20 protein-coding genes are annotated in these 20,595 nt (G+C 69.0%); 12 read left to right on the top strand and 8 right to left on the bottom strand.

Translation table 11 applies throughout. The features are described from left to right. The first annotated feature begins 95 nt into the window (after positions 1-95). The 5 genes from ACYVKA_RS08540 to ACYVKA_RS08520 all read left to right on the top strand — a co-directional run bounded on the left by ACYVKA_RS08540 (position 96) and on the right by ACYVKA_RS08520 (position 5,237). Complete coding sequence (locus tag ACYVKA_RS08540; protein ID WP_460704580.1) at positions 96-1,592, top strand: methylmalonyl-CoA carboxytransferase subunit 5S; 1,497 nt, start codon at positions 96-98, stop codon at positions 1,590-1,592. A gap of 21 nt (positions 1,593-1,613) precedes the next feature. Then, positions 1,614-3,164: an acyl-CoA carboxylase subunit beta gene (locus ACYVKA_RS08535; RefSeq protein ID WP_460704578.1), complete on the top strand. Its 1,551-nt coding sequence runs from the start codon at positions 1,614-1,616 to the stop codon at positions 3,162-3,164. Positions 3,165-3,179: 15 nt separating this feature from the next. Further along, positions 3,180-3,434, top strand: coding sequence for a hypothetical protein (locus ACYVKA_RS08530; protein WP_394276832.1), 255 nt, complete (start codon positions 3,180-3,182; stop codon positions 3,432-3,434). Between the two features lie 25 nt (positions 3,435-3,459). Then, positions 3,460-3,819, top strand: coding sequence for a biotin/lipoyl-containing protein (locus ACYVKA_RS08525; protein WP_394276831.1), 360 nt, complete (start codon positions 3,460-3,462; stop codon positions 3,817-3,819). Positions 3,820-4,367: 548 nt separating this feature from the next. Next, on the top strand, positions 4,368-5,237 hold the full coding sequence (locus ACYVKA_RS08520) for a carbonic anhydrase (RefSeq protein ID WP_460704576.1): 870 nt from the start codon (positions 4,368-4,370) through the stop codon (positions 5,235-5,237). Between the two features lie 3 nt (positions 5,238-5,240). On the opposite strand, the gene ACYVKA_RS08515 is transcribed toward ACYVKA_RS08520, so the two are convergent. Then, on the bottom strand, positions 5,241-6,050 hold the full coding sequence (locus tag ACYVKA_RS08515; protein ID WP_460704574.1) for an SDR family NAD(P)-dependent oxidoreductase: 810 nt from the start codon (positions 6,048-6,050) through the stop codon (positions 5,241-5,243). 74 nt (positions 6,051-6,124) lie between these two features. Here ACYVKA_RS08515 and ACYVKA_RS08510 point away from each other — a divergent pair, with 74 nt between their 5' ends. Next, on the top strand, positions 6,125-6,874 hold the full coding sequence (locus ACYVKA_RS08510; protein ID WP_460704571.1) for a phosphoglyceromutase: 750 nt from the start codon (positions 6,125-6,127) through the stop codon (positions 6,872-6,874). A 142-nt stretch (positions 6,875-7,016) separates the two neighbouring features. Here the strand turns inward: ACYVKA_RS08510 and phoU are convergent, their stop codons facing one another. Then, positions 7,017-7,682, bottom strand: coding sequence for a phosphate signaling complex protein PhoU (phoU, locus tag ACYVKA_RS08505; RefSeq protein WP_394276827.1), 666 nt, complete (start codon positions 7,680-7,682; stop codon positions 7,017-7,019). Positions 7,683-7,887: 205 nt separating this feature from the next. On the opposite strand from phoU, the gene ACYVKA_RS08500 reads away from it, so the two are divergent. Beyond that, positions 7,888-9,078, top strand: coding sequence for a sensor histidine kinase (locus ACYVKA_RS08500; RefSeq protein WP_460704570.1), 1,191 nt, complete (start codon positions 7,888-7,890; stop codon positions 9,076-9,078). Continuing rightward, positions 9,075-9,752: a response regulator gene (locus ACYVKA_RS08495; RefSeq protein ID WP_460704568.1), complete on the top strand. Its 678-nt coding sequence runs from the start codon at positions 9,075-9,077 to the stop codon at positions 9,750-9,752. Before ACYVKA_RS08500 ends, ACYVKA_RS08495 begins: the two co-directional genes overlap by 4 nt. Positions 9,753-9,829: 77 nt before the next feature. Here ACYVKA_RS08495 and ACYVKA_RS08490 read toward each other — a convergent pair whose 3' ends face one another. Continuing rightward, positions 9,830-10,366: a copper chaperone PCu(A)C gene (locus ACYVKA_RS08490; protein WP_460704566.1), complete on the bottom strand. Its 537-nt coding sequence runs from the start codon at positions 10,364-10,366 to the stop codon at positions 9,830-9,832. Positions 10,367-10,582: 216 nt separating this feature from the next. On the opposite strand from ACYVKA_RS08490, the gene ACYVKA_RS08485 reads away from it, so the two are divergent. Genes ACYVKA_RS08485 through ispF form a run of 3 tightly spaced genes read left to right on the top strand, consistent with a single transcriptional unit; the run spans position 10,583 to position 12,257 of the window. Next, positions 10,583-11,068, top strand: coding sequence for a CarD family transcriptional regulator (locus tag ACYVKA_RS08485; RefSeq protein WP_460704564.1), 486 nt, complete (start codon positions 10,583-10,585; stop codon positions 11,066-11,068). Between the two features lie 14 nt (positions 11,069-11,082). Then, on the top strand, positions 11,083-11,787 hold the full coding sequence (ispD, locus tag ACYVKA_RS08480; RefSeq protein ID WP_394277354.1) for a 2-C-methyl-D-erythritol 4-phosphate cytidylyltransferase: 705 nt from the start codon (positions 11,083-11,085) through the stop codon (positions 11,785-11,787). Continuing rightward, on the top strand, positions 11,784-12,257 hold the full coding sequence (gene ispF, locus ACYVKA_RS08475; protein WP_460704562.1) for a 2-C-methyl-D-erythritol 2,4-cyclodiphosphate synthase: 474 nt from the start codon (positions 11,784-11,786) through the stop codon (positions 12,255-12,257). Before ispD ends, ispF begins: the two co-directional genes overlap by 4 nt. A 50-nt stretch (positions 12,258-12,307) precedes the next feature. Here ispF and ACYVKA_RS08470 read toward each other — a convergent pair whose 3' ends face one another. Next, positions 12,308-13,462, bottom strand: a complete 1,155-nt coding sequence (locus ACYVKA_RS08470; protein ID WP_460704560.1) for a neutral zinc metallopeptidase — start codon at positions 13,460-13,462, stop codon at positions 12,308-12,310. A 10-nt stretch (positions 13,463-13,472) separates the two neighbouring features. Further along, complete coding sequence (locus ACYVKA_RS08465) at positions 13,473-14,630, bottom strand: VanZ family protein (RefSeq protein WP_460704558.1); 1,158 nt, start codon at positions 14,628-14,630, stop codon at positions 13,473-13,475. Between the two features lie 89 nt (positions 14,631-14,719). On the opposite strand from ACYVKA_RS08465, the gene ACYVKA_RS08460 reads away from it, so the two are divergent. Next, entirely contained in the window at positions 14,720-16,450 is a 1,731-nt protein-coding gene (locus tag ACYVKA_RS08460) for a DUF2207 family protein (RefSeq protein ID WP_460704556.1), read from the top strand. A gap of 101 nt (positions 16,451-16,551) precedes the next feature. Here the strand turns inward: ACYVKA_RS08460 and ACYVKA_RS08455 are convergent, their stop codons facing one another. The 3 genes from ACYVKA_RS08455 to cysS form a co-directional block, all read right to left on the bottom strand. Then, positions 16,552-18,000, bottom strand: coding sequence for a glycine hydroxymethyltransferase (locus ACYVKA_RS08455; RefSeq protein ID WP_460704554.1), 1,449 nt, complete (start codon positions 17,998-18,000; stop codon positions 16,552-16,554). 173 nt (positions 18,001-18,173) lie between these two features. Then, positions 18,174-19,139: a 23S rRNA (guanosine(2251)-2'-O)-methyltransferase RlmB gene (gene rlmB, locus ACYVKA_RS08450; protein WP_394275128.1), complete on the bottom strand. Its 966-nt coding sequence runs from the start codon at positions 19,137-19,139 to the stop codon at positions 18,174-18,176. Further along, positions 19,139-20,584, bottom strand: coding sequence for a cysteine--tRNA ligase (gene cysS / locus ACYVKA_RS08445; protein WP_460704552.1), 1,446 nt, complete (start codon positions 20,582-20,584; stop codon positions 19,139-19,141). The genes rlmB and cysS overlap by 1 nt, the downstream gene beginning before the upstream one ends. Between the last annotated feature and the right edge of the window lie 11 nt (positions 20,585-20,595).

The raw sequence follows: 20,595 nt of genomic DNA, 5'->3' as shown, positions 1-20,595 counted from the left end.
TGACCTCCATAATGCCTTGACATGAAGACTTTGGCGGCCTCCTTAGGGGGGACCCCGGGCTTGGGCGGAGACCCTCGACATGGGAGGATGAAGACATGAGTCCGCGACAAATTGGCGTTACCGAGGTCGCCCTCCGCGACGCGCATCAGAGCCTGATGGCCACCCGCATGGCCATGGAAGACATGGTCGAGGCGTGTGCCGACATCGACGCAGCCGGCTACTGGTCCGTCGAGTGCTGGGGCGGTGCCACCTTCGATTCCTGCATCCGATTCCTCAATGAAGACCCGTGGGAGCGTCTGCGCACCTTCCGCAAGCTGCTGCCGAACAGCCGGCTGCAGATGCTGCTGCGTGGCCAGAACCTGCTGGGCTACCGTCACTACGAGGACATGGTCGTCGAGAAGTTCGTCGAGAAGTCCGCCGAGAACGGCATGGACGTCTTCCGCGTCTTCGATGCCCTGAACGATCCCCGCAACATGGCCCAGGCCATGCAGGCCGTCAAGGAGACCGGCAAGCACGCCCAGGGAACCATCTGCTACACGATCAGTCCGCTGCACACCACCGAGGGCTACGTGAAGCTGGCCGGCCAGCTGCTGGACATGGGCGCCGACTCCATCGCCTTCAAGGACATGGCCGCCCTGCTCAAGCCGCAGCCCGCCTATGACATCATCCGGGGCATCAAGGAGACCTACGGCGAGGACACCCAGATCAACGTCCACTGCCACTCCACCACCGGCGTCACCCTGGTGACCCTGATGAAGGCCATCGAGGCCGGTGCCGACGTGGTCGACACCGCCATCAGCTCGATGTCGCTCGGCCCGGGCCACAACCCCACCGAGAGCCTCGTCGAGATGCTCGAGGGCACCGAGTACACCACCGACCTCGACATGGACCGGCTGATCAGGATCCGCGATCACTTCTCGAAGATCCGTCCGAAGTACAAGGAGTTCGAGTCGGCCACCCTCGTCGACACCGACATCTTCCGCAGCCAGATCCCCGGCGGCATGCTGTCCAACATGGAGAGCCAGCTCAAGGCCCAGGGTGCGGGCGACCGCATCAAGGAGGTCATGGAGGAGGTGCCGCTGGTCAAGAAGGACGCCGGCTACCCGCCGCTGGTCACCCCGTCGAGCCAGATCGTCGGCACCCAGGCCGTCTTCAACGTCCTGATGGGCCGCTACAAGGTGATGACCGGCGAGTTCGCCGACCTGATGCTCGGCTACTACGGCGAGTGCATCGGCGAGCGCAATGAGGAGGTCATCGAGCTCGCCAAGGCGCAGACCAAGAAGGAGCCGATCACCCAGCGTCCCGCAGACCTGCTGGAGCCCGAGTGGGAGAAGCTCGAGTCCGATGCCCAGGCCCTGCCCGGTTTCAACGGGACCGAGGAGGACGTCCTCACCAACGCGATGTTCCCCGGTGTGGCGCCGAAGTTCTTCGCCTCCCGTCAGGACGGGCCGAAGAATGTCGGCAAGACCGAGGCCCAGCTGAAGCAGGAGGCCGACGTGGCCGCCGGCAAGGCGAAGGCCATCAGCGGCCCCATCCAGTACAACGTCACCTTCGACGGGCGCTCGCACAGCGTCAAGGTCGAGCCGGCCTGATCGCGCAAGGAGCACACAGACATGGCTAAGCACACAATGGCAGACCGCCTCGAACACCTGCAGGCCGAACGCGCACGCGTCCAGGCCGGCGGTGGCGAGAAGCGGATCGAGAAGCAGCACGCCAAGGGCGCGATGACCGCCCGCGAGCGCGTGGACGCCCTCCTCGACGAGGGCACCCTGCTGGAGGACGGTGCCTTCCGCAAGAACCGCACCACCTTCTTCGGCATGGACAAGGCGGACATGCCCGCCGATGGTGTCGTCACCGGCGCCGGCGCGGTCCTGGGCCGTCCCATCCACTTCGCCAGCCAGGACTTCACCGTCGCCGGTGGGTCGGCCGGTGAGGTGCACAACACCAAGGTCGCCGAGGCGCTCAATCGCTCGCTGAGCACGGGCACGCCCTTCGTCTTCATCAACGACTCGGGTGGTGCCCGGGTCCAGGAGGGCATCGACTCGCTGTCGGGCTACGGCAAGGTCTTCTACCAGAACGTCCTGCTCTCGGGCGTCGTGCCGCAGATCTCGATCATCGCCGGCCCCTGTGCCGGTGGCGCGGTCTACAGCCCGGCCCTGACCGACTTCATCATCCAGACCCGCAAGGCCCACATGTTCATCACGGGCCCCGGTGTGATCAAGCAGGTCACCGGTGAGGACGTCACGCAGGACGAGCTGGGCGGCGCCGATGCCCAGATGGCCTCCGGCGTGGTCTCCTTCGTGGCCGACGACGACGAGCAGGCGATCCTGATCGCCAAGAAGCTGCTCAGCTTCCTGCCGCAGAACAATGCCGAGGACGCCCCGATCGTCGATCCCGACGAGAACGTGGAGCCCAACGAGAAGCTGCGCAAGATCGTCCCCGACGAGGGCAACAAGGGCTATGACGTGCGCGAGGTGATCCGCGAGATCGTCGACCGCGGTGACTTCCTCGAGGTGCGCGCCGGCTGGGCCCAGAACCTCGTGGTCGGCTTCGGTCGCGTGGTGGGGCGCACGGTCGGCTTCATCGCCAACAACCCGTCGGTGATGTCGGGCGTGCTCGACATCGACAGCTCCGACAAGGGCAGCACCTTCATCCGCTTCTGCAATGCCTTCAACATCCCCGTGGTGAACCTGGTGGACGTGCCCGGCTTCCTGCCGGGTGTGGCCCAGGAGCGTGGCGGCATCATCCGTCACGGCGCGAAGATGCTGTACGCCTACTCCGCGGCCACGGTCCCGAAGATCACCGTGGTGATGCGCAAGGCCTATGGCGGCTCCTACCTGGCCATGTGTTCCAAGGACCTGGGTGCCGACAAGGTCTTCGCCTGGCCGAGCGCCGAGATCGCCGTGATGGGTGCCGAGGGCGCTGCCGCGGTCGTCTTCCGTCGTGAGATCGCCGAGGCCGAGGATCCCGAGGCCCGCCGCAAGGAGCTGGTCGAGGAGTACCGCGAGACCTTCTCCACGCCGTACATGGCCGCCGCCCGTGGCCAGGTGGACGACATCATCGACCCGGCCGACACCCGTCGCCAGATCGCCCTCACGCTGGAGGTCCTGGCCACCAAGCGCCAGCTGCGTCCGGCCAAGAAGCACGGCCTCGAGCCGGCCTGATCGGGGGAAGCACACATGCCAACCGATGTCAGCACTGCTGACCTCCAGGCGCTGGTCACCGAGCTCTCCGAGCGCCTCACGGCGCTGGAGGGCGAGGTGGCCGACCTGAAGGCCAACCAGAAGATTCCCGAGGACGTGATGGTGGCCATTTCGGCGGCCGTCGCAGCCTTCCTGGGGCACAAGGCGAAGGTCAAGGCCGTTCGTCTGCGCAGCAGCCAGAGCTGGTCCCACGAGTCTCGCGGGCGCCTCCACAACCGCCAGGTCAAGTGACCGCGACCAACCGAGAGAGAATCACATGAAGCTGAAGGTGACCGTCAACGGTCAGGAATACGTGATCGATGTCGAGGTCGAGGAGGAGCAGAAGCCCCAGCTCGGCCAGATCGTGATCGGTGGTGGGGGTGGCTCCGCGGCCCCGCAGACCGCCAAGATGCCGGCGGCGAGCTCCAATGCCGTCGTCGCCCCGCTGGCCGGTTCCGTGGCCCGCATCCAGGTGAAGGAGGGCGACGCCATCACCGCCGGACAGGTTCTGGTGGTGCTGGAGGCCATGAAGATGGAGACCGAGATCACCGCGCCGGCCGACGGCACGGTCGGCCAGATCCTCGTTGCCGCGGGCGATGCCGTGCAGGGTGGACAGGCCCTGATCGAGCTCGCCTGAGCACGTGCAGCCCTCAACAGGGGCACCCCAGCCCGCGCGGGGTGCCCCTGTTGCGTGTCTGGACGTCCTGGAGGCCTCCAGGGCCGTCTGGCGAGCATCGCCCGTCCGGTACCGCACGACCGGCGGAGTGCCGACTGCCATCGGAGCGGGTGTGGCGGCAATGCCAATGGGGGAAGACGTCTGGTTGCTCCAGGGGTCGCCGGGGAAGAGTTTCCTGAGGGCCTGCTGAACCACTTCCGTGCAAGCGTCCAATCCGACTTTCTATGACGTACGTTCTAGTCAACCAACACCGGTTGCGGAGGTTGGGGTTCTACATCCAAGTGGGGGATGTAGTGGCTGCCCTCCGGGGTGGCCACGAAATGCAAGCGGCAGGGGCGAGGCCATCAGGCCCCGCCCCTGCCGCATTCCACGGGTCGACCAGCGCCCCGCAGGTGTGGGCACCAGAGGGCGAGGGGCCCCTGGCTTGACCAAAAACCCTTTGCAGCTTAGAAATGGGGCATCCCCATTCGGTTCTTTCCAACGGAGAAGTGATGTCCAGGATCCCCTTCTTGTCCTCCCCCGTGACCGGCCTGCTGCTGGTGGGTCTCGCCACCTCGATGGCGGGCTGCGCCCCGGCATCAGCTCCCCAGGAGGCCGCCAGCCCCAGCGTGGGTGCCCCGGTCGCCACGGCCACACCAACACCGTCCGCCGCGGCCTCCTCACCGGCCACCCCCTCTGCATCGGGGTCGGCGTCGGCGGCCCACGAGTTCGCCTATGAGGGCGCGCATGGGCCCGCGCACTGGGGCAGCCTGAACCCGGCGTGGGAGACCTGCGCCACCGGAACGAAGCAGTCCCCGGTGGACCTCGTCCGCCAGAAGGCAGAGGACCTGCCCTCGCTGTCGCTGGACTATGCCGGGGGCCAGATGGTGCTGGAGAACACCGGCCACGCCCTGCAGGCCACCGTGGCCCAGCCCCAGACGCTCGTGCGGGGTGGCCAGCAGTACAAGCTGGTGCAGTTCCACCTGCACACCCCCAGCGAGCACCTGGTGGGTTCCAAGCCCGCAGACGGTGAACTGCACCTGGTCCACTCCGATGCCAAGGGCAGGTTGCTGGTGCTTGGGGTGCTGGTCACCTCGGGCAAGAGCAGCCCGCAGGCCTGGTCGTGGCTCTCGGGCCAGCTGCCGGAAGCACCCGGCGTGACCCGTCCCGGCGGTCAGGTGGACCTGCGCGCCATGCTGCCCTCGGACCTGGCGCACAGCGCCTACGAGGGTTCGCTGACCACGCCGCCGTGCACCGAGGGGGTGCAGTGGGTGCTGCTCGACGAGCCGGTCACCCTCGCCGCCAAGGACATCGAGCGGCTGGAGAAGCTCACCGGCGAGAACGCCCGTCCTGTCCAGCCCCTCAATGGCCGGGAACTGGAGCAGGACGAGACGCCCTGATCCTCAGCCCTCCCGGTGCACCTTGTGGTTGGCCGCCTGGGCCCGCGGACGCACGACGAGACGATCGATGTTGACGTGCGTGGGCCGGGTGGCCATCCAGGTGATGCAGTCTGCGATGTCGTCGGCCACCAGCGGCTCGGCAACCCCGGCATAGACGGCATCCGCCTTGGCCTGGTCACCGTGGAAGCGGGTGAGGCTGAACTCCTCGGTGTGCACCATGCCGGGGGAGACCTCACACACCCGCACGGGACGGTCCACGATCTCCAGGCGCAGGGAGCCCACCATCGCCCGCTCGGCCGACTTGGCGCCACAGTAGCCGGCACCGCCCTCGTAGGGGGCCTCGGCTGCGGTGGAGGTGACGAAGACGATGGTGCCATGGGCGGCCTCCAGGGCGGGCAGCAGCGCCTGGGTGACCCGCGCAGTGCCGAAGACATTGCTGGCGAACATCGTCTCCCAGGCCTCGAAGTCGGCCTCGGCCAGGGCTTCCTGGCCCACGGCGCCGCCGGCATTGTTCACCAGCAGGTGCAGCCCACCCCCGACAGCGTCACGCAGACCGGTGACCTGCTCGGGATCGGTGATGTCGCACTGTTCGATGCTGACCGGGGCCTTGGACCACTCGCCGATCTCCTCGGCGAGCGCGACCAGGCGCTCGCGGCGCCGGGCCACGAGGACGACCTCGTAGCCCTCGTGGGCCAGGCGCCGTGCGGTGGCGGCCCCGATGCCAGAGCTGGCGCCGGTGACCAGCGCGCGCTGGCCGCCGTGCTCGGCGGGTTCGCCGTCGAAGGGAGAAGTAGTGGGAAGCTGATCGTCCATGGATCGATCCTGTCACCCTCGACGGTCTCGGGCCAGCCTTCTCGCACGGGGGTGGGCGCCGATAGGATCGCCCCATGACCTACAAGCTGATCCTGCTCCGCCACGGCGAGAGTGAATGGAACCAGAAGAACCTGTTCACCGGCTGGGTGGACGTCGACATCAACGAGAAGGGCGTCGGCGAGGCCAAGAAGGCCGCCGAGCTGCTCAAGGCCGAGGACCTGCTGCCCGAGAAGCTGCACACCTCGCTGCTGCGTCGCGCCATCCACACCGCCTACCTGGCCCTCGACGGCTGCGACCGCCACTGGATCCCCGTGGAGCGCAGCTGGCGCCTGAATGAGCGCCACTACGGCGGACTGCAGGGCCTGGACAAGGCCGAGACGCTGTCCAAGTACGGCGAGGAGCAGTTCATGGCCTGGCGGCGCAGCTACGACACCCCGCCGCCCGTGCTGGACAAGGACGCCGAGTACTCGCAGTTCAACGACCCGCGCTATGCCGACATCCCCGAGTCGGAGCGTCCGCAGACCGAGTGCCTCAAGGATGTCGTGGGCCGCATGCTCCCGTACTGGGAGAGCAACATCAAGCCCGACCTGGCTGCCGGCAGGACCGTGCTGGTCACCGCCCACGGCAACTCGCTGCGCGCGCTGGTCAAGCACCTCGACGGCATCAGCGACGAGGACATCGCCGGGCTGAACATCCCCACCGGCATCCCGCTGTACTACGAGCTCGACGAGGACTTCACCCCCGTCACCAAGGGTGGCAAGTACTTGGACCCCGAGGCCGCGAAGGCTTCCATCGAGGCGGTCAAGAACCAGGGCAAGAAGTGATCATGGCCTGAATGGTCCCCTCGCACGGGGCCGGACAGACAGGAGGGGCTCGCGCCACATGGTGCGAGCCCCTCCTGTCGTCGGGTGGGCGGCCAGCGTGGTCGGATGCGACCAGTGTGCCCGGATCAGGTGCCGGACAGGATCAGGCGACCGGCCACTCGTCGCCCTCGGGCACGTCGCCGGTGATGACGTAGATGATGCGGCGGCCCATGGAGACGGCGTGGTCGGCGATGCGCTCGTAATAGCGACCCAGCAGGGCGGCATCCACGGCGGCCTCGACGCCGTACTGCCAGTCGTCGGCCAGCAGGACCTTGAACTGCTCGCGGCGCAGCTGGTCCATCTCCTCGTCCTTCGCGGCCAGCTTGGTGGCCTCGGCCACATCGCGCTCGGCCAGGGTGCGTCCCGCCTGGCCCACCATCATGTCGGCCACCTCGGACATGCGGGCGAAGTTCGCCACCAGGGCCTCGGGCACCGCATGCTCGGGGTAGCGCAGCCGGGCGATCTTGGCGACGTGGGCAGCCAGGTCGCCCATGCGGGCCAGCTCGAAGATCATCCGCATGGCCGAGACGACGATGCGCAGCTCACCGGCCACGGGCGCCTGGCGGGCCAGGAGCTGGAAGCACTGTTCCTCGATCTCCTCGTGCATGGCGTCCAGGCGGGCGTCGTCGGCGATCACCCGCTCCGCCATGCGCAGGTCAGCCTGGAGCAGGGCCTCGGTGGCATCCCGCACGGCGGTGCGCACATTGCTGCTCATGCTCACCAGCTTGTTGGTGACATCATCGAGTTCTTCGCGGTACGTCTCGCGCATGGGGGGCCTTCCTGATCTGGAACGAGGGTCCTGGCAGACATCCTGCCATTTCGGGGGCACAGACGTCGTGATGAGGCTAGGGACTGGTGGGGGACGGCGAGCGGCACGGGGGTGTCCGGCAGGTGAACTGTGGGGGAACGCTCGGTCCCAGGAAGCCCCCCGGCGGGGGTATCGCCCGTGGTGGGGGCCATATGCTGGAGGCGTGATGGTGATCTTGTCGGCTGTGGGCGGAGCGGTGGTGGGAGCCCTGCTGGCAGTGCTGGGTACGGTGATGGTGGTGCGCAGCCAGCGCCAGCTCGCCGAGGTCGAGCAGCCCCAGCCCACACAGCCCACCCAGCTGGAACCGCAGGTGGTGGAGGTGATCGGCCTGCTGCGCTCCGCGGCGATGGTGATGGGGCCCCATGACGAGGTGCTGCACAGCAATCCGCAAGCCCGTTCCCACGGGCTGTGCCGGGCCAGCCGGGTGCTGGTCCCCCAGGTCCTCGACGCCATCCGGGAGGTGCGCCGGGAGCAGGAACCGCGGATCTTTGACACCGAGGTCTCCCGGGGGATTGGCGCCCCCTCGCTGCACCTGAACGTCAGGGTGGCCCCACTGGGGGAGCAGACGGTGCTGGTGCTCTCGGAGGACCGCACGCCGCTGCTGCGGGTCGACGAGACGCGCCGCGACTTCGTCGCCAATGTCGGTCACGAGCTCAAGACCCCCATCGGCGCGATCGCCCTGCTCTCGGAAGCCATCGAGCAGGCGGCCGACGAACCGGAGGCGGTGGTGCGCTTCGCTGCGCGGATGCAACGCGAGTCCTCGCGACTGTCCGAGCTGGTCGCCCAGATCATCGACCTGTCGCGGCTGCAGGCCGACGACCCGATGCTTCGGGCAGAGCCGCTGCAGCTGTCGCAGGTCATCGGTGACGCCCTGGCCCGCTCCGCGGAGTTGTCGGCCAAGCGCGAGGTGAACCTGGTGCGCACCGGCGACGAGGATGTCGCAGTGCTGGGGGACCGCCGCCAGATCGTCGACGCCGTCGCCAACCTGGTGACCAATGCGATCATCTACTCCGACCAACGGGCCCGCGTCTCGGTGACCACCAGCCTGGTCGACGACGGGGGCGACCACTTCGTCGAGGTGAGCGTCGCCGACAATGGCATCGGCATCAGCGTCGAGGACCAACAACGCATCTTCGAGCGCTTCTACCGCGTCGACTACGGCCGCAGCCGCGAGAACGGCGGCACCGGGCTCGGCCTGAGCATCGTCAAGCACATCGCGGCCGTCCACGGCGGCTCGGTCGACGTGTGGAGTCGACTCGGTCAGGGATCCACCTTCACCCTGCGCCTGCCCGTGCTCGACGAGGCGCTCCTGGACCACCCAGCAACCACCAACAATCGGCCCGAAAGGCAGTCATGACTCGTGTGTTGATCATCGAGGACGAGGAGTCCTACCGGGAGGCCACCGGCTTCATGCTCCGCAAGGAGGGCTTCGAGGTCTCCGAGGCGCCCGACGGCGCCGCCGGTGTCGCGGAGTTCGAGCGCACCGGCGCCGACATCGTGCTGCTGGACCTGATGATGCCGGGCATGCCCGGCACCGAGGTCTGCCGCCAGCTGCGCACCCGCAGCAATGTGCCCATCATCATGGTGACCGCCCGCGATGCGGAGATCGACAAGGTGGTGGGCCTGGAATTGGGGGCCGACGACTACGTGACCAAGCCCTTCAGCCACCGCGAGCTGGTGGCACGGATCCGTGCGGTGCTGCGCCGCGGCAGTGACCAGGAGCTGCTGCCCGAGCTGATCGAGGCCCGCGGTGTGAGGATGGACGTCGAGCGCCACGAGGTGACCGTCGACGGTGAGCCGATCCGCCTGGCGCTCAAGGAGTTCGAGCTGCTGGAGCTGCTGCTGCGCAATTCCGGCCGGGTGATGACCCGTGGCCAGCTGATCGACCGGGTCTGGGGCGCCGACTACGTGGGGGACACCAAGACCCTCGACGTCCACGTCAAGCGGCTGCGCGCCAAGATCGAGAGCGACCCGTCCAATCCGGTGCTGCTGGTGACCGTGCGGGGTTTGGGATACAAGTTGGAGGGCTGAGGCCTTAGGACGACGTCGCCTCCTCACCCGTCGATGGGTGAGGAGGCGACGTCATGTGGTCGGGGGGTGGGGGGTTGTCAGTTCCCCGGTGTCGCGCTGGGGCTGGCCGAGCTGCCGGCCTCCTCCATCGGGATGCCGGCGGCCTCGGCGTCGACCACGGGCACCATGAGGGTCACCTTGCCGGCCTTGGCGAAGTCAAGGGTCATCTGCGTCATGCCGCCGGGCTTGACGTCACCGGTCACGGCGATGTGCTCCTCGCCGAGGTTCACGGCCTGTCCGGCAGGGATCTTGGTCTCGGGCACGTCCATGGTCAGCTCACCGGCGGGCTCGTTGTTCTCCTTGAGGGCAGTGCCCGTCAGGGAGCGCAGGGTGTCGTCCTGCTTGGACGAGACCAGGCTGCCGGCCAGCTCCATCTTGCCTCCGGCGGCGCGCACCATGAGATTGCGGACCTTCACTCCCGTGCCGTCGGCGGGCACCTCGGTCTGCACGCCCGAGGCGGGCTGGTAGGGCTCCAGCGTCTCGTAGTTCGCGCACCCACCCAGACCGAGGCCCAGCACCAGGATGGACGCGACGGCGACGGGGCGAAGTCGGGCGGCGTTGGCAAGCATGCTCATCGTCAGAGGTTCCTTTTCGGTGTCCGGATGCGATCAGACTAGCCACTTTCGGTCCCGCGCGCCTGCTTCCCCCTCCCAAGTGGCACGCAACCGCACAGATCAGTGGTGAAGTCAAGGATTCGGGTTGCATTCCATTACATCGTCGATGCCGTGGAGCGCAAGTCCTCGACGGTCCTCCCATGCTAGGATGGGACAGGCGAAAGGGGTTGCAGGAACATGACTTTTACTGTCGGTGAGACGGTGGTGTACCCCAATCATGGGGCTGCAGTCATCGAAGATATCGAGACCCGCAAGATCAAGGGCGAGGATCGCCAGTACCTAGTGCTCAAGATCCTGGGCCAGACCGACCTGGTGGTGAGGGTGCCCGCATGCAACCTCGACCTCGTGGGTGTCCGGGACGTCGTGGACGAGGCAGGGCTCGAGAAGGTCTTCTCCGTACTGCGTGCACCGCACACCGAGGAGCCGACCAACTGGTCGCGCCGCTACAAGGCGAACCTCGAGAAGCTGCACAGCGGCAACGTGATGAAGGTGTCCGAGGTCGTCCGCGACCTGTGGCGCCGCGAGAAGGACCGCGGCCTGTCGGCCGGCGAGAAGCGGATGCTGGCCAAGGCGCGCCAGATCCTGGTCTCGGAGCTGGCCCTGGCCGAGAAGGTCGAGGAGGACCGCGCGGAGGTCATGCTCGACGAGGTGCTGGCCAGCTGACTAGGATCCAGACCATGAACACACCGGTCGTCGCCCTCGTGGTGGCGGCCGGTTCTGGTTCCCGGCTCGGCGGGCCGGTACCCAAGGCCCTGGTGGAGATCGACGGCCGCGCCCTGGTGCGCTGGTCCGTCGACGCGCTGGCTGCCGGGGGATGTGAGCGTGCCGTGGTGGTGGTTGCCGAGGCGCTGCTCCCCGACTTCCGCCGCGCCCTGGACGGCACGTCCATCCCCGTCGACCTGGTGGTGGGCGGGGCCCGACGGCAGGACTCGGTGGCTCGCGGCCTGGCCGCGGCAGGCTCCCAAGGCGTCGTGCTGGTGCACGACGCGGCCCGCCCCTTCGTCCCGGTGGACGTGGCCCGGGGCGTGGTCGAGTCGGTCCGCGCGGGCCACGTCTGTGTGGTGCCGGTCGTGGCCGTGGTGGACACGATCCGCCAGCGCACCGGCGAGGACTCCCGCGTCGTCGACCGTTCCGCACTGGCAGCCGTTCAGACCCCTCAGGGTTTCGACCTGGAGACCTTGCGTGCCGCCCACGCCGAGGTGGAGCGACGCGGGCTGGAGGTCACCGACGACGCCTCGGTCTGCGAGGCCGTGGGCCACCCGGTCCACCTGGTGCCCGGTTCTCGCGAGTCCCTCAAAGTGACCGAACCCTTCGACCTGGTGGTGGCGCGGGCAGTCGCCGCCACCCGTAGTCCCCACAGCCTCGAGCAGGAGTTGCCATGACCTTTCGCACCGGGATCGGCGTCGACGTCCACCAGCTCGTCGAGGGCGTCGAGATGCACTGTGCTGGCCTGCACTTCCCCGACGAGCCTGCGGGCCTGTCGGGGCACTCCGACGGCGACGTCGCCTGCCATGCTGTCTGTGACGCCCTGCTGGGGGCGGCGGGCCTGGGGGACCTCGGATCCAACTACGGCACCTCACAGCCGCAGTGGGCGGGAGCCTCGGGTGAGGCCTTCCTGGCGGAGACGGCGCGCCGGGTGCGCGAGGCCGGCTTCGAGATCGGCAATGTCTCGGTGCAGGTGATCGGCAACCGGCCCCTGCTGGCGGCCCGTCGCGCCGAGGCCGAAGAGGTGATGAGCCGCGCCGTGGGCGCCCCGGTGAGCCTGTCCGGCACCACCACCGACGGACTGGGCCTGACCGGCCGGGGTGAGGGCGTCGCCGCCATGGCGAGCGCGCTGGTCATCCGCGACTGACCGTCGAGTGTCCCGGCCCGTCGGGGCCGGGTGTCTCGGCGATGGGGGAGTCAGCGCACCTGCGAGGACGGGGCGGCGAAGCTGTTGCAGGCGCCCACACTGGTGGACTCCAGGCCCTTGCGGGTCCACTCCAGCCGACTCTGGCCAGAGCCGTGGTTGCCCTCGTAACCTCGGCGCCCGGTGAGCACGTCGTCGCCGATCGAGTAGAACAACCGCCCGACATTGTCGAGCTCCTGGTCGGTCATCCGGGTCGACTGCTGCACCGAGCCGAGGAACTGGCCGGCGAAGCAGTCGGCCTGCACCTCCAGGCGCCGGCTGTACTCGAGCCCCACGCTCTTGCTGGACCGCTCCTCCCAGGCCAGCTCGGAGGCAAGGACGGCGCTGCGGGCCTGCACGGCGTGGCCGAACTCGTGGGCCACCACCGCTTCGGTGATGAAGCGCGAGTCGCGCAGACGCGCGGGAACCACCTGGGGCAGGTCGGTGGCGAAGTAGACCTGCTGGTCGGCGCCGCAGTAGACGGCATTGCGGCGGGGGAGCTTGCCGCACTTGGTGGTCACCGACGACGAGTAGACCGTCACGCTGGGACGCACCGCGGTGAACCCGGCCTGGTCCAGAGGCCCCTCCCAGACGCGCATCAGGCAGCCCATCATCTCGTTGAGGTGGGCCGACAGCTCGCGTCGTGACGCACGCTCGATGTCGATGTCGGCCATCTCACAGCGCACCGGGCGCGGGACGCTGGTGGAGTACAGCGGATTGGCCTGCAGCAGCTGGCTGGCCTCCTCATAGGTCTCTGGCTGCGGCAGGCCCGGAGGGTTCTGGGCCACCGGCGGCACCTGGTAGTCGTCGTTCTGGTACTCACCCGGCGGGGCGGGGGTGGTCTGCGGGGCAGGAGCCCGCGTGGCGGGATCCTGCGGTGCCGCCGTGACGCGCGTCTGTGGGTCGGGCACGGTGCTCGGGACGGTCTGCACCACCTGGCCCAGCAGCCAGCCGAGCGCCAGCAGGCCCAGGAAGCCCATCACCGCCAGCAGGAACATGGCCCGCACCAGCGTCCCCAGCAGGCTGCGGCGCCGGCGCGGACGACCGAAGACCACCTGGCCGCGCGGAACCGGCCCACGGCTGTACTGGACCTGCCCGAAGGGGGTCTGTTGCCAACCGGAGGACTGTCGGGGCCCCCACGGGGAACCTGGCCACTGCTGTTGCGTCACGCGAGCGAGCCTAGCCGCTGCCTCCATGGCCCTCTCGACGGCCGCGTGCGGCCGCGAATGCCCAGGCGCTCGTGGTGGTCCTCGTCAGGCCCTGGCGGCGGGCGTCGGCGAAGCGCAGGCCGACGGCCCGGGCGCTCAACCCGTGGGGGTCGATGCCGGTCCACACCAGTGCCACCAGACCCCAGGCCAGCCCCACCCACCGGCCCAGCTCCGTCGGCTGCCCGAAGACCAGCACCGCCACGGGGAAGAAGACGACGAAGGGGCGCACCAGCCGTCGCCAGCGCGCAGGGCGGTCCTGGCCGCGCACAGGCCGCAGGAAGGTGGTGCGCTGCCCCGGGGAGGATCCGTCGCCGGTGGCGGCGACCAGGCAGCAGGCCAGTGCCAGCGGCCAGGTGACCAGCATCAGGATGCGCTCGGCGCCGGCCAGCACCTGGGTCGAGCTGTGTCCGAGCGCGAACTCCACCATCGCCACCGAGACGAAGCCCACCAGTTGCAACAGCACGAAGCAGGCTCCGTCGAGCACCTGCCCCAGCCACCGCCGCCGGGCATTGACCGGCCGGGCACGGTGCGCGTTGGCCTCCAGCACCTCGGCCCGGGGGAAGAAACGCGGAGTCAATGCCGCCAGCAGGATGCCGACGGCCGTCCCGGTGGTGTTGGTGACCAGGTCCACCGCGTCACTCATCCGGTAGGCGCACCGGAAGATGCCCCACAAACCGGTGTACTGGGTCACCTCGATGGCCAGCGAGACAAGCAGTCCGGTGGCCAGGGTCGGCAGCACCCGCCACCCGCCGAAGCGGCGGCAGAACCAGCCCAGGGGGACGAACAGGGCCACGTTGAGCAGCAGCTCCAGCACACGATGGTCCACCAACGCCTGGCGCCAGCCGACCCCCTGGTGTGCGGCGCGGACCCGTCGCACCAGCTCCCGGGGATCGGTGTTCAGGTGCTGGCGGCTGGCGCACCAGGCCTCGGTGACCGTGTCCGGGTTGGGCAGCGGGAACATCGTGTAGGCGAACAGAGCCGAGCAGTACACCAGCAGGGCCCCGATCAGTCCCAGGCGGATCTCGGCCACCTCGCCATAGCGGCGGTGCTGCCAGACCACCACGGGGACGAAGGCCAGCAGGCTGAGCAGGCCACCGGCTGCCAAGGAGAGGATCGCGTTGTGGAGCACCTGTCCAGACTCTCAGTATGCAGCCGGTGTGGGAAACTGGGAGCCGGCCCGGGCACGTTCTGGGCCACTCGACTCCGAAGGGAAATGCCGTGGCCCGCCACCCCCACCACCGCCCCCGCCGTATCGCAGCACTCGCCGCGGCGGTCGCAGCCCTGGCACTGGGACTGTCCCCGACCCTTCCCGCCCGCGCCGAGGAGCCGTCCGCAGGCACACGGGTCGACGTCCGGGCGGAACTGCGTGCCGACGGAAGCCTGGCGGTGCACCAGCTGCTCGACTTCGCCGACAAGGCCCCGGCCACGCTGACCCAGCAACTGCCCACCCGCCGCGAGGCTGATCCGGACGGCACCTACTACCCGATGCAGGTCAGCGGCATCAAGGCCACCACCGGGGCCAGCACGCCAGCGCCTCTGGGCACCAGCACCAGCCAGCAGGAGGAGGCCACCACCGTCAGCATCAACACCGGCGGCGCCGAGACCGTCGTCCTCGACTATGTCGTCACCGGCGCCACCCACCGGGCCCCTGAGGTGGCCGGGGAGCCGGCCCGCACCGAGTTCAGCTGGAACTTCCTGCAGGGGCTGTCGGTGCCGGTGCAGGAGGTCACCGGCGAGGTCCGCGCCCCCGGCACCATCAGCTACGTCACCTGCCAGTCGGGCCCGGCGCAGCGCCTGAGCCCCTGCACCACCTTCGGCGGCGGCACCCACGACGCGCCGCAGCCCTCCTTCACCGACGGACCCCGCGCCGCCGGTGACGTGGTGGAGCTCACCTTCGCCGTGCCCGCCGGCGTCGTCGCGGCCACCTCCGAGCTTGACCACCGCTGGTCGCTCGACCGCGCCTTCAGCGTCAACCGCACCACCCTGCTGGCCAGCCTCCTGCCGCTGCTGCTCGGCGGTGCCCTGCTGTGGCTGCTGCACCGCCGCACCGGCGCCGATGCTGGTGACGGCCGGATCGTCCCGGTGGCGCACTTCACCCCCGTCGGCGACGGGCAGAGCCGTTTCACCGTGGTCGACGAGGTGCGCCCCGGCCACCTCGGCACCGTCGCCGACGAGCGCGTCGACCCCGTCGACATCACCGCCACCCTGCTCGACCTGGCGGTGCGCGGCTGGCTGCGGATCGTCGAGCTGCCCCGCGAGCGAGCCCACCAGCCCCTGGACTGGACCTTCGAGCGCCTCGAGGGCGGCCGCGGGGAGTTGCGCAGCTTCGAGTCCTGCCTGCGCGATGCCGTCTGTCCGCCCGACGCCGCAGGGGTGCAGGTCTCGGCCATCGACAAGGCCGTCGCCCCCGTGGTGGAGCAGGTGCAGCACGATCTCTACGACGACGTGGTGGCCCACGGCTGGTTCGAGCGCAGCCCCGAGCACACCCGCAATCGTTGGACCATGCTGGGCTGGATCGCGCTGGCCGTGGCCATCGTCGCCACCATCGCCCTGGTCGCCCTGACCACCTTCGGCCTGGTCGGCTTCGCGCTGACCGCGCTTGCCCTCGGACTGTTGCTGGTCGGCCAGGAGATGCCGCGCCGCACCGCCAAGGGCACGGCCCTGCTCAACGGCCTGCAGGCCCTCGCGGTGACCCTGCAGACCCAGCCCACTCACCAGCTGCCGCACGGCCAGGAACTCGCCGAGGTCTCGCGCGTCCTGCCCTATGCGGTGGTGCTCGGGGGACGAGAGCGCTGGATCCAGGCCATGGTGGACGCCGACGACGACCCCACCCCCGACGGCGACGAGCTGGGCTGGTACCGCGCTCCCGGCGACTGGCACCTGCGCGACCTGCCTGACTCGCTGGAGGCCTTCGTCGTCACCGTGCAGGGCAAGCTCTTCGGACGCTGAGCCGCCCAGACGGCAGGTCCTGGCACAGATGAACGCCGCCCCCGGAGGAGATCCTCCGGGGGCGCCGTTCGTTGCAGTGGTGCCAGTGCTTCAGGCCGGGGTCACAGCTCCAGGCCGGGGTAGAGCGGGAACTTGTCCAGCATCTCGGCGGAAGCAGCCTTGGTGCGGTCGGCCACACCGTCGGCCAGGGTGTACTTGGCCTTGCCCGGCTTGCCGGTGCTGGCAGTCACCGGGGTGGTGTTGTTCAGCACGTCGACGATCAGCTCGGCAACGGTGTCGAACTCGTCGGCACCGAAACCGCGGCTGGTCAGCGCCGGGGTGCCCAGGCGGACACCGGAGGTGTACCAGGCGCCGTTGGGGTCGCTGGGCACCGAGTTGCGGTTGGTGACCACGCCGGCATCCAGCAGGGCCGACTCGGCCTGGCGGCCGGTCAGGCCGAAGCTGGTGACGTCGAGCAGCACCAGGTGGTTGTCGGTGCCGCCGGTGACCAGCTTGGCGCCGCGTTTCATCAGGCCCTCGGCGAGGGTCTTGGCATTGTCGGCGACGTCCTGGGCGTAGGCCTGGAAGGACTCCTGACGGGCCTGGGCGAAGGCGACGGCCTTGGCCGCCATCATGTGGCTCAGCGGGCCACCGAGCACCATCGGGCAGCCCTTGTCGATGCTGTCGGCGTACTCCTTGGTGCTCAGCACGAAGCCGCCACGGGGGCCGCGCAGGCTCTTGTGGGTGGTGGAGGCCACCACGTCGGCGTAGGGGACGGGGTTCTCCTCGCCGGTGAAGACCTTGCCGGCCACCAGACCCGCGAAGTGGGCCATGTCGACGAACAGGGTGGCGCCCACCTCGTCGGCGATCTCGCGCATCGTGGCGAAGTTCACCCGGCGCGGGTAGGCGGAGTAGCCGGCGATCAGGATCAGCGGCTTGAACTCCTTGGCGTCGGCGCGCAGCTTGTCGTAGTCGATCAGCTGGGTCTCGGGATCGGTGCCGTAGGCGCGCTGGTGGAACATCTTGCCGGAGATGTTGTGGCGGAAGCCGTGGGTCAGGTGGCCGCCGGCGTCCAGGCTCATGCCCATCACGCGCTGCTCAGCGAAGGTCTTTCGCAGCGTCTCCCAGTCCTGCTCGGACAGGTCGTTGACGGTCTTGGCTCCCAGGCGCTCCAGCTCGGGGCTCTCGATGCGCTTGTTCAGGATGGCCCAGTAGGCCACCAGGTTGGCGTCGATGCCGGAGTGGGGCTGCACGTAGGCGTACTCGGCGCCGAAGAGCTCGCGGGCGTGCTCGGCGGCGACGCTCTCGACGGTGTCGACGTTCTGGCAGCCGGCGTAGAAGCGGTGCCCGGCGGTGCCCTCGGCGTACTTGTCGCTGAACCAGGTACCCATGGTCATCAGGGTCGGCAGGGTGGCGTAGTTCTCGCTGGCGATCAGCTTGAGGCTGGAACGCTGGTCGGCGAGCTCCTGGCGCGTGGCGTCGGCGATGCGGGGCTCCACCGTGCCGATCACGTCGAGGATGGTCCGGTAGGCGCTGCTGATCGCCTCGTTGGTGGTGACATCACTGGTCACGGTTGCACTCCTGCGGGGCTTGTCGGATGGCTTGCCCTCCAATGTAGTGCCTCGCTCCGGGCATCGGTCGAAGGGTGGCCTTCAACGGTCCCTGTGCTCCGCATCTCCGCTCATGTGTTGGGGTCCGGTCCTGCAGGACCGGACCCCAACACATGAGCGTGGGAGTCAGTGCCTCAGCGGCAGCGGCTGATCTCGTAGAGCGCGATCGAGGTGGCGACCGAGGCATTGAGGCTCTCGACGGCCGAGGCGATCGGGATGCTCACCAGGTGGTCGCACTTGTCGCGGGTCAGGCGCGCCAACCCGTCGCCTTCGGACCCGACGACCACCACCAGGGGGCCGTCGACGCCGGGGATTCCGCCGATCTCGACGTCACCCTCACCGGCCAGGCCCACAATGGTGAAGCCGGCCTTGGAGTAGGAGTCGATCGCGCGGTTCAGGTTGGTGGCCATCGCCACCGGGATGCGGGCAGCCGCACCGGCCGAGCTCTTCCACGCCACCGCCGTCATCGACGCACTGCGACGCTCGGGGATCAGCACGCCGTCGGCACCGAAGGCGGCCGCCGAGCGGATGATCGCGCCGAGGTTGTGCGGGTCGGTGATGCCGTCGCAGAAGACGACCAGCGGGGCGGTCTCGCCGTCCAGCGAGTCGGCCATCAGGTCGTCGGGGTGGGCGTACTCGTAGCTGGGCAGCTGCAGCGCCAGGCCCTGGTGGACGGCCCCGCCGGTGAGCCGGTCCAGCTCATTGCGGGTGATCTGCAGCAGCGGAAGCGAGTTCTCGGCGGCCAGCTTCAGCACGTCGGCCAGACGCGAGTCGCGCTCGGCGCCTTCGGCGACGTAGAGGCTCTTGACCGGCATCCCGGCCTGCAGGGCCTCGAAGACCGGGTTGCGGCCCACCACCCACTCGGCACCGACCTTGCCGGCCGGTTTGCCCGAGGCGCTGCGTCCGCCTTGGCGACGGGCCAGCTGCTCCTTGGTGGTGCCCGGCTTCACATTGCCCTTGTAGGCCTTGTGGTAGGGACGGTCCTCGGCCTTCGGTGTCGGGCCGCGGCCCTGCAGGCCCTTGCGGACCCGCCCGCCCGAACCGACGGTCTTGCCCTTGCCCTTCGTGGTCGCGCCTCGGCGTGACGAATTGCCTGCCATCAGTTCTCCAGTTCCCAACGGGCACCCTCAGGGGTGTCAGTGATCTTGAGGCCGGTTGCGGCCAGGGTGTCGCGGATCGCGTCGGCCGTCGCCCAGTCCTTGGTGGCGCGGGCCTCGGCGCGTTGTGCCAGCAGGTTCTGCACCAGGGAGTCGACGACGGGCTCCAGGTTGGAGCCGCCCTCGGTGGCCAGGTGTGCCCACTCGGGGGCATCCGGCGCCAGTCCGAAGACCTGCAGCATCATTCGCACCGCGCGCAGGTGTTCGCCCACGGCAGCGGCGTCCTGGGCCGCGATGGCCTTGTTGCCCTGGGTGATCCGGTCGAAGAGGATCGCGACGGCCTTCGGGGTGCCCAGGTCCTCGTCCATCGCGGCGATGAAGTCGGCGCCGATGAGGGCCATCGGGTCGGCATCCTCGTGGCCCTCGGTCTGGAAGGGCTCGGCGCGCTCCAGGAAGGAGTCGATCCGTTCGATCGCCTTCTCGGCCTCCACCAGCGAGCCGCGCGAGTCCTCGTCGGCAGGCGAGAACTCGATCATGCTGCGGTAGTGCGGTGCCAGCAGGAAGAAGCGCACGGCGCGTGGGTTGTACTGCCTGGTCACTTCGGTGACCTGCGCGGTGTTGCCCAGCGACTTGCTCATCTTCTCGCCGGCCATGGTGACCCAGGCATTGTGCATCCAGTACTTGGCGAAGGGGCGCCCGGCCGCAGTGGACTGGGCCAGCTCGTTCTCGTGGTGCGGGAAGCGCAGGTCCAGCCCGCCACCGTGGATGTCGAAGGCATCACCCAGGTACTTGCCGGCCATGGCGGAGCACTCGATGTGCCAGCCGGGGCGGCCCCGGCCCCACGGGGAGGGCCACGACGCGGTGGTCGGCTCGCCCTGCTTCCAACCCTTCCAGAGGGCGAAGTCGCGCGGGTCGCGCTTGCCGCGCGGGTCCGAGTCCTCGGCCGCGGCCATGTCGTCGGCCGTCTGGTGGCTGAGGCTGCCGTAGGCGGGCCAGCTCTTGACATCGAAGTAGACATCACCCGACTCATCGGGGGCCGGGTAGGCGTGGCCCTTCTCGATGAGCTCGGCGATCAGCTCCACCATCTCGGGGATGTGCCCGGTGGCGCGCGGCTCGTAGGTGGGTGGCAGGCAGCCCAGCGAACGGTAGGCGGCGTGCAACTCGTTCTCGTAGTGGTAGGCGTGGGCCCACCACTCGACGCCGGCCTCGGCGCTCTTGGCCAAAATCTTGTCGTCGATGTCGGTCACATTGGCGACGATCGTCACCTCGTAGCCGCTGAAGGCCAGCCAGCGACGCAGGACGTCGAAGACGACCTCCTTGCGGATGTGGCCCAGGTGCGGGGAACTCTGCACGGTCAGGCCGCAGTGGTAGATCGACACCTTGCCCGGCACGAGGGGCACGAAGTCGGTCAGCTGGCGCGAGGCGCTGTCGTAGAGGCGAAAGTTCACCCCCGCAGTCT

The sequence above is a fragment of the Luteococcus sediminum genome (assembly GCF_054783495.1).
Note: the sequence above shows the minus strand (reverse complement) of the source record. Positions and strands in the feature narration are given on the sequence as shown.

Excerpts from the sequence above, each read along its gene's own strand:
- ACYVKA_RS08540 (WP_460704580.1), top strand. The coding sequence starts at position 96 with ATGAGTCCGCGACAAATTGGCGTTACCGAGGTCGCCCTCCGCGACGCG.
- rlmB (WP_394275128.1), bottom strand. The coding sequence starts at position 19,139 with ATGGCAGGCAATTCGTCACGCCGAGGCGCGACCACGAAGGGCAAGGGC.
- ispF (WP_460704562.1), top strand. The coding sequence starts at position 11,784 with ATGACCTTTCGCACCGGGATCGGCGTCGACGTCCACCAGCTCGTCGAG.
- phoU (WP_394276827.1), bottom strand. The coding sequence starts at position 7,682 with ATGCGCGAGACGTACCGCGAAGAACTCGATGATGTCACCAACAAGCTG.
- ACYVKA_RS08490 (WP_460704566.1), bottom strand. The coding sequence starts at position 10,366 with ATGAGCATGCTTGCCAACGCCGCCCGACTTCGCCCCGTCGCCGTCGCG.
- ACYVKA_RS08530 (WP_394276832.1), top strand. The coding sequence starts at position 3,180 with ATGCCAACCGATGTCAGCACTGCTGACCTCCAGGCGCTGGTCACCGAG.
- ACYVKA_RS08535 (WP_460704578.1), top strand. The coding sequence starts at position 1,614 with ATGGCTAAGCACACAATGGCAGACCGCCTCGAACACCTGCAGGCCGAA.
- ACYVKA_RS08495 (WP_460704568.1), top strand. The coding sequence starts at position 9,075 with ATGACTCGTGTGTTGATCATCGAGGACGAGGAGTCCTACCGGGAGGCC.
- ACYVKA_RS08485 (WP_460704564.1), top strand. The coding sequence starts at position 10,583 with ATGACTTTTACTGTCGGTGAGACGGTGGTGTACCCCAATCATGGGGCT.
- ACYVKA_RS08515 (WP_460704574.1), bottom strand. The coding sequence starts at position 6,050 with ATGGACGATCAGCTTCCCACTACTTCTCCCTTCGACGGCGAACCCGCC.
- ACYVKA_RS08510 (WP_460704571.1), top strand. The coding sequence starts at position 6,125 with ATGACCTACAAGCTGATCCTGCTCCGCCACGGCGAGAGTGAATGGAAC.
- ispD (WP_394277354.1), top strand. The coding sequence starts at position 11,083 with ATGAACACACCGGTCGTCGCCCTCGTGGTGGCGGCCGGTTCTGGTTCC.
- ACYVKA_RS08500 (WP_460704570.1), top strand. The coding sequence starts at position 7,888 with ATGGTGATCTTGTCGGCTGTGGGCGGAGCGGTGGTGGGAGCCCTGCTG.
- ACYVKA_RS08525 (WP_394276831.1), top strand. The coding sequence starts at position 3,460 with ATGAAGCTGAAGGTGACCGTCAACGGTCAGGAATACGTGATCGATGTC.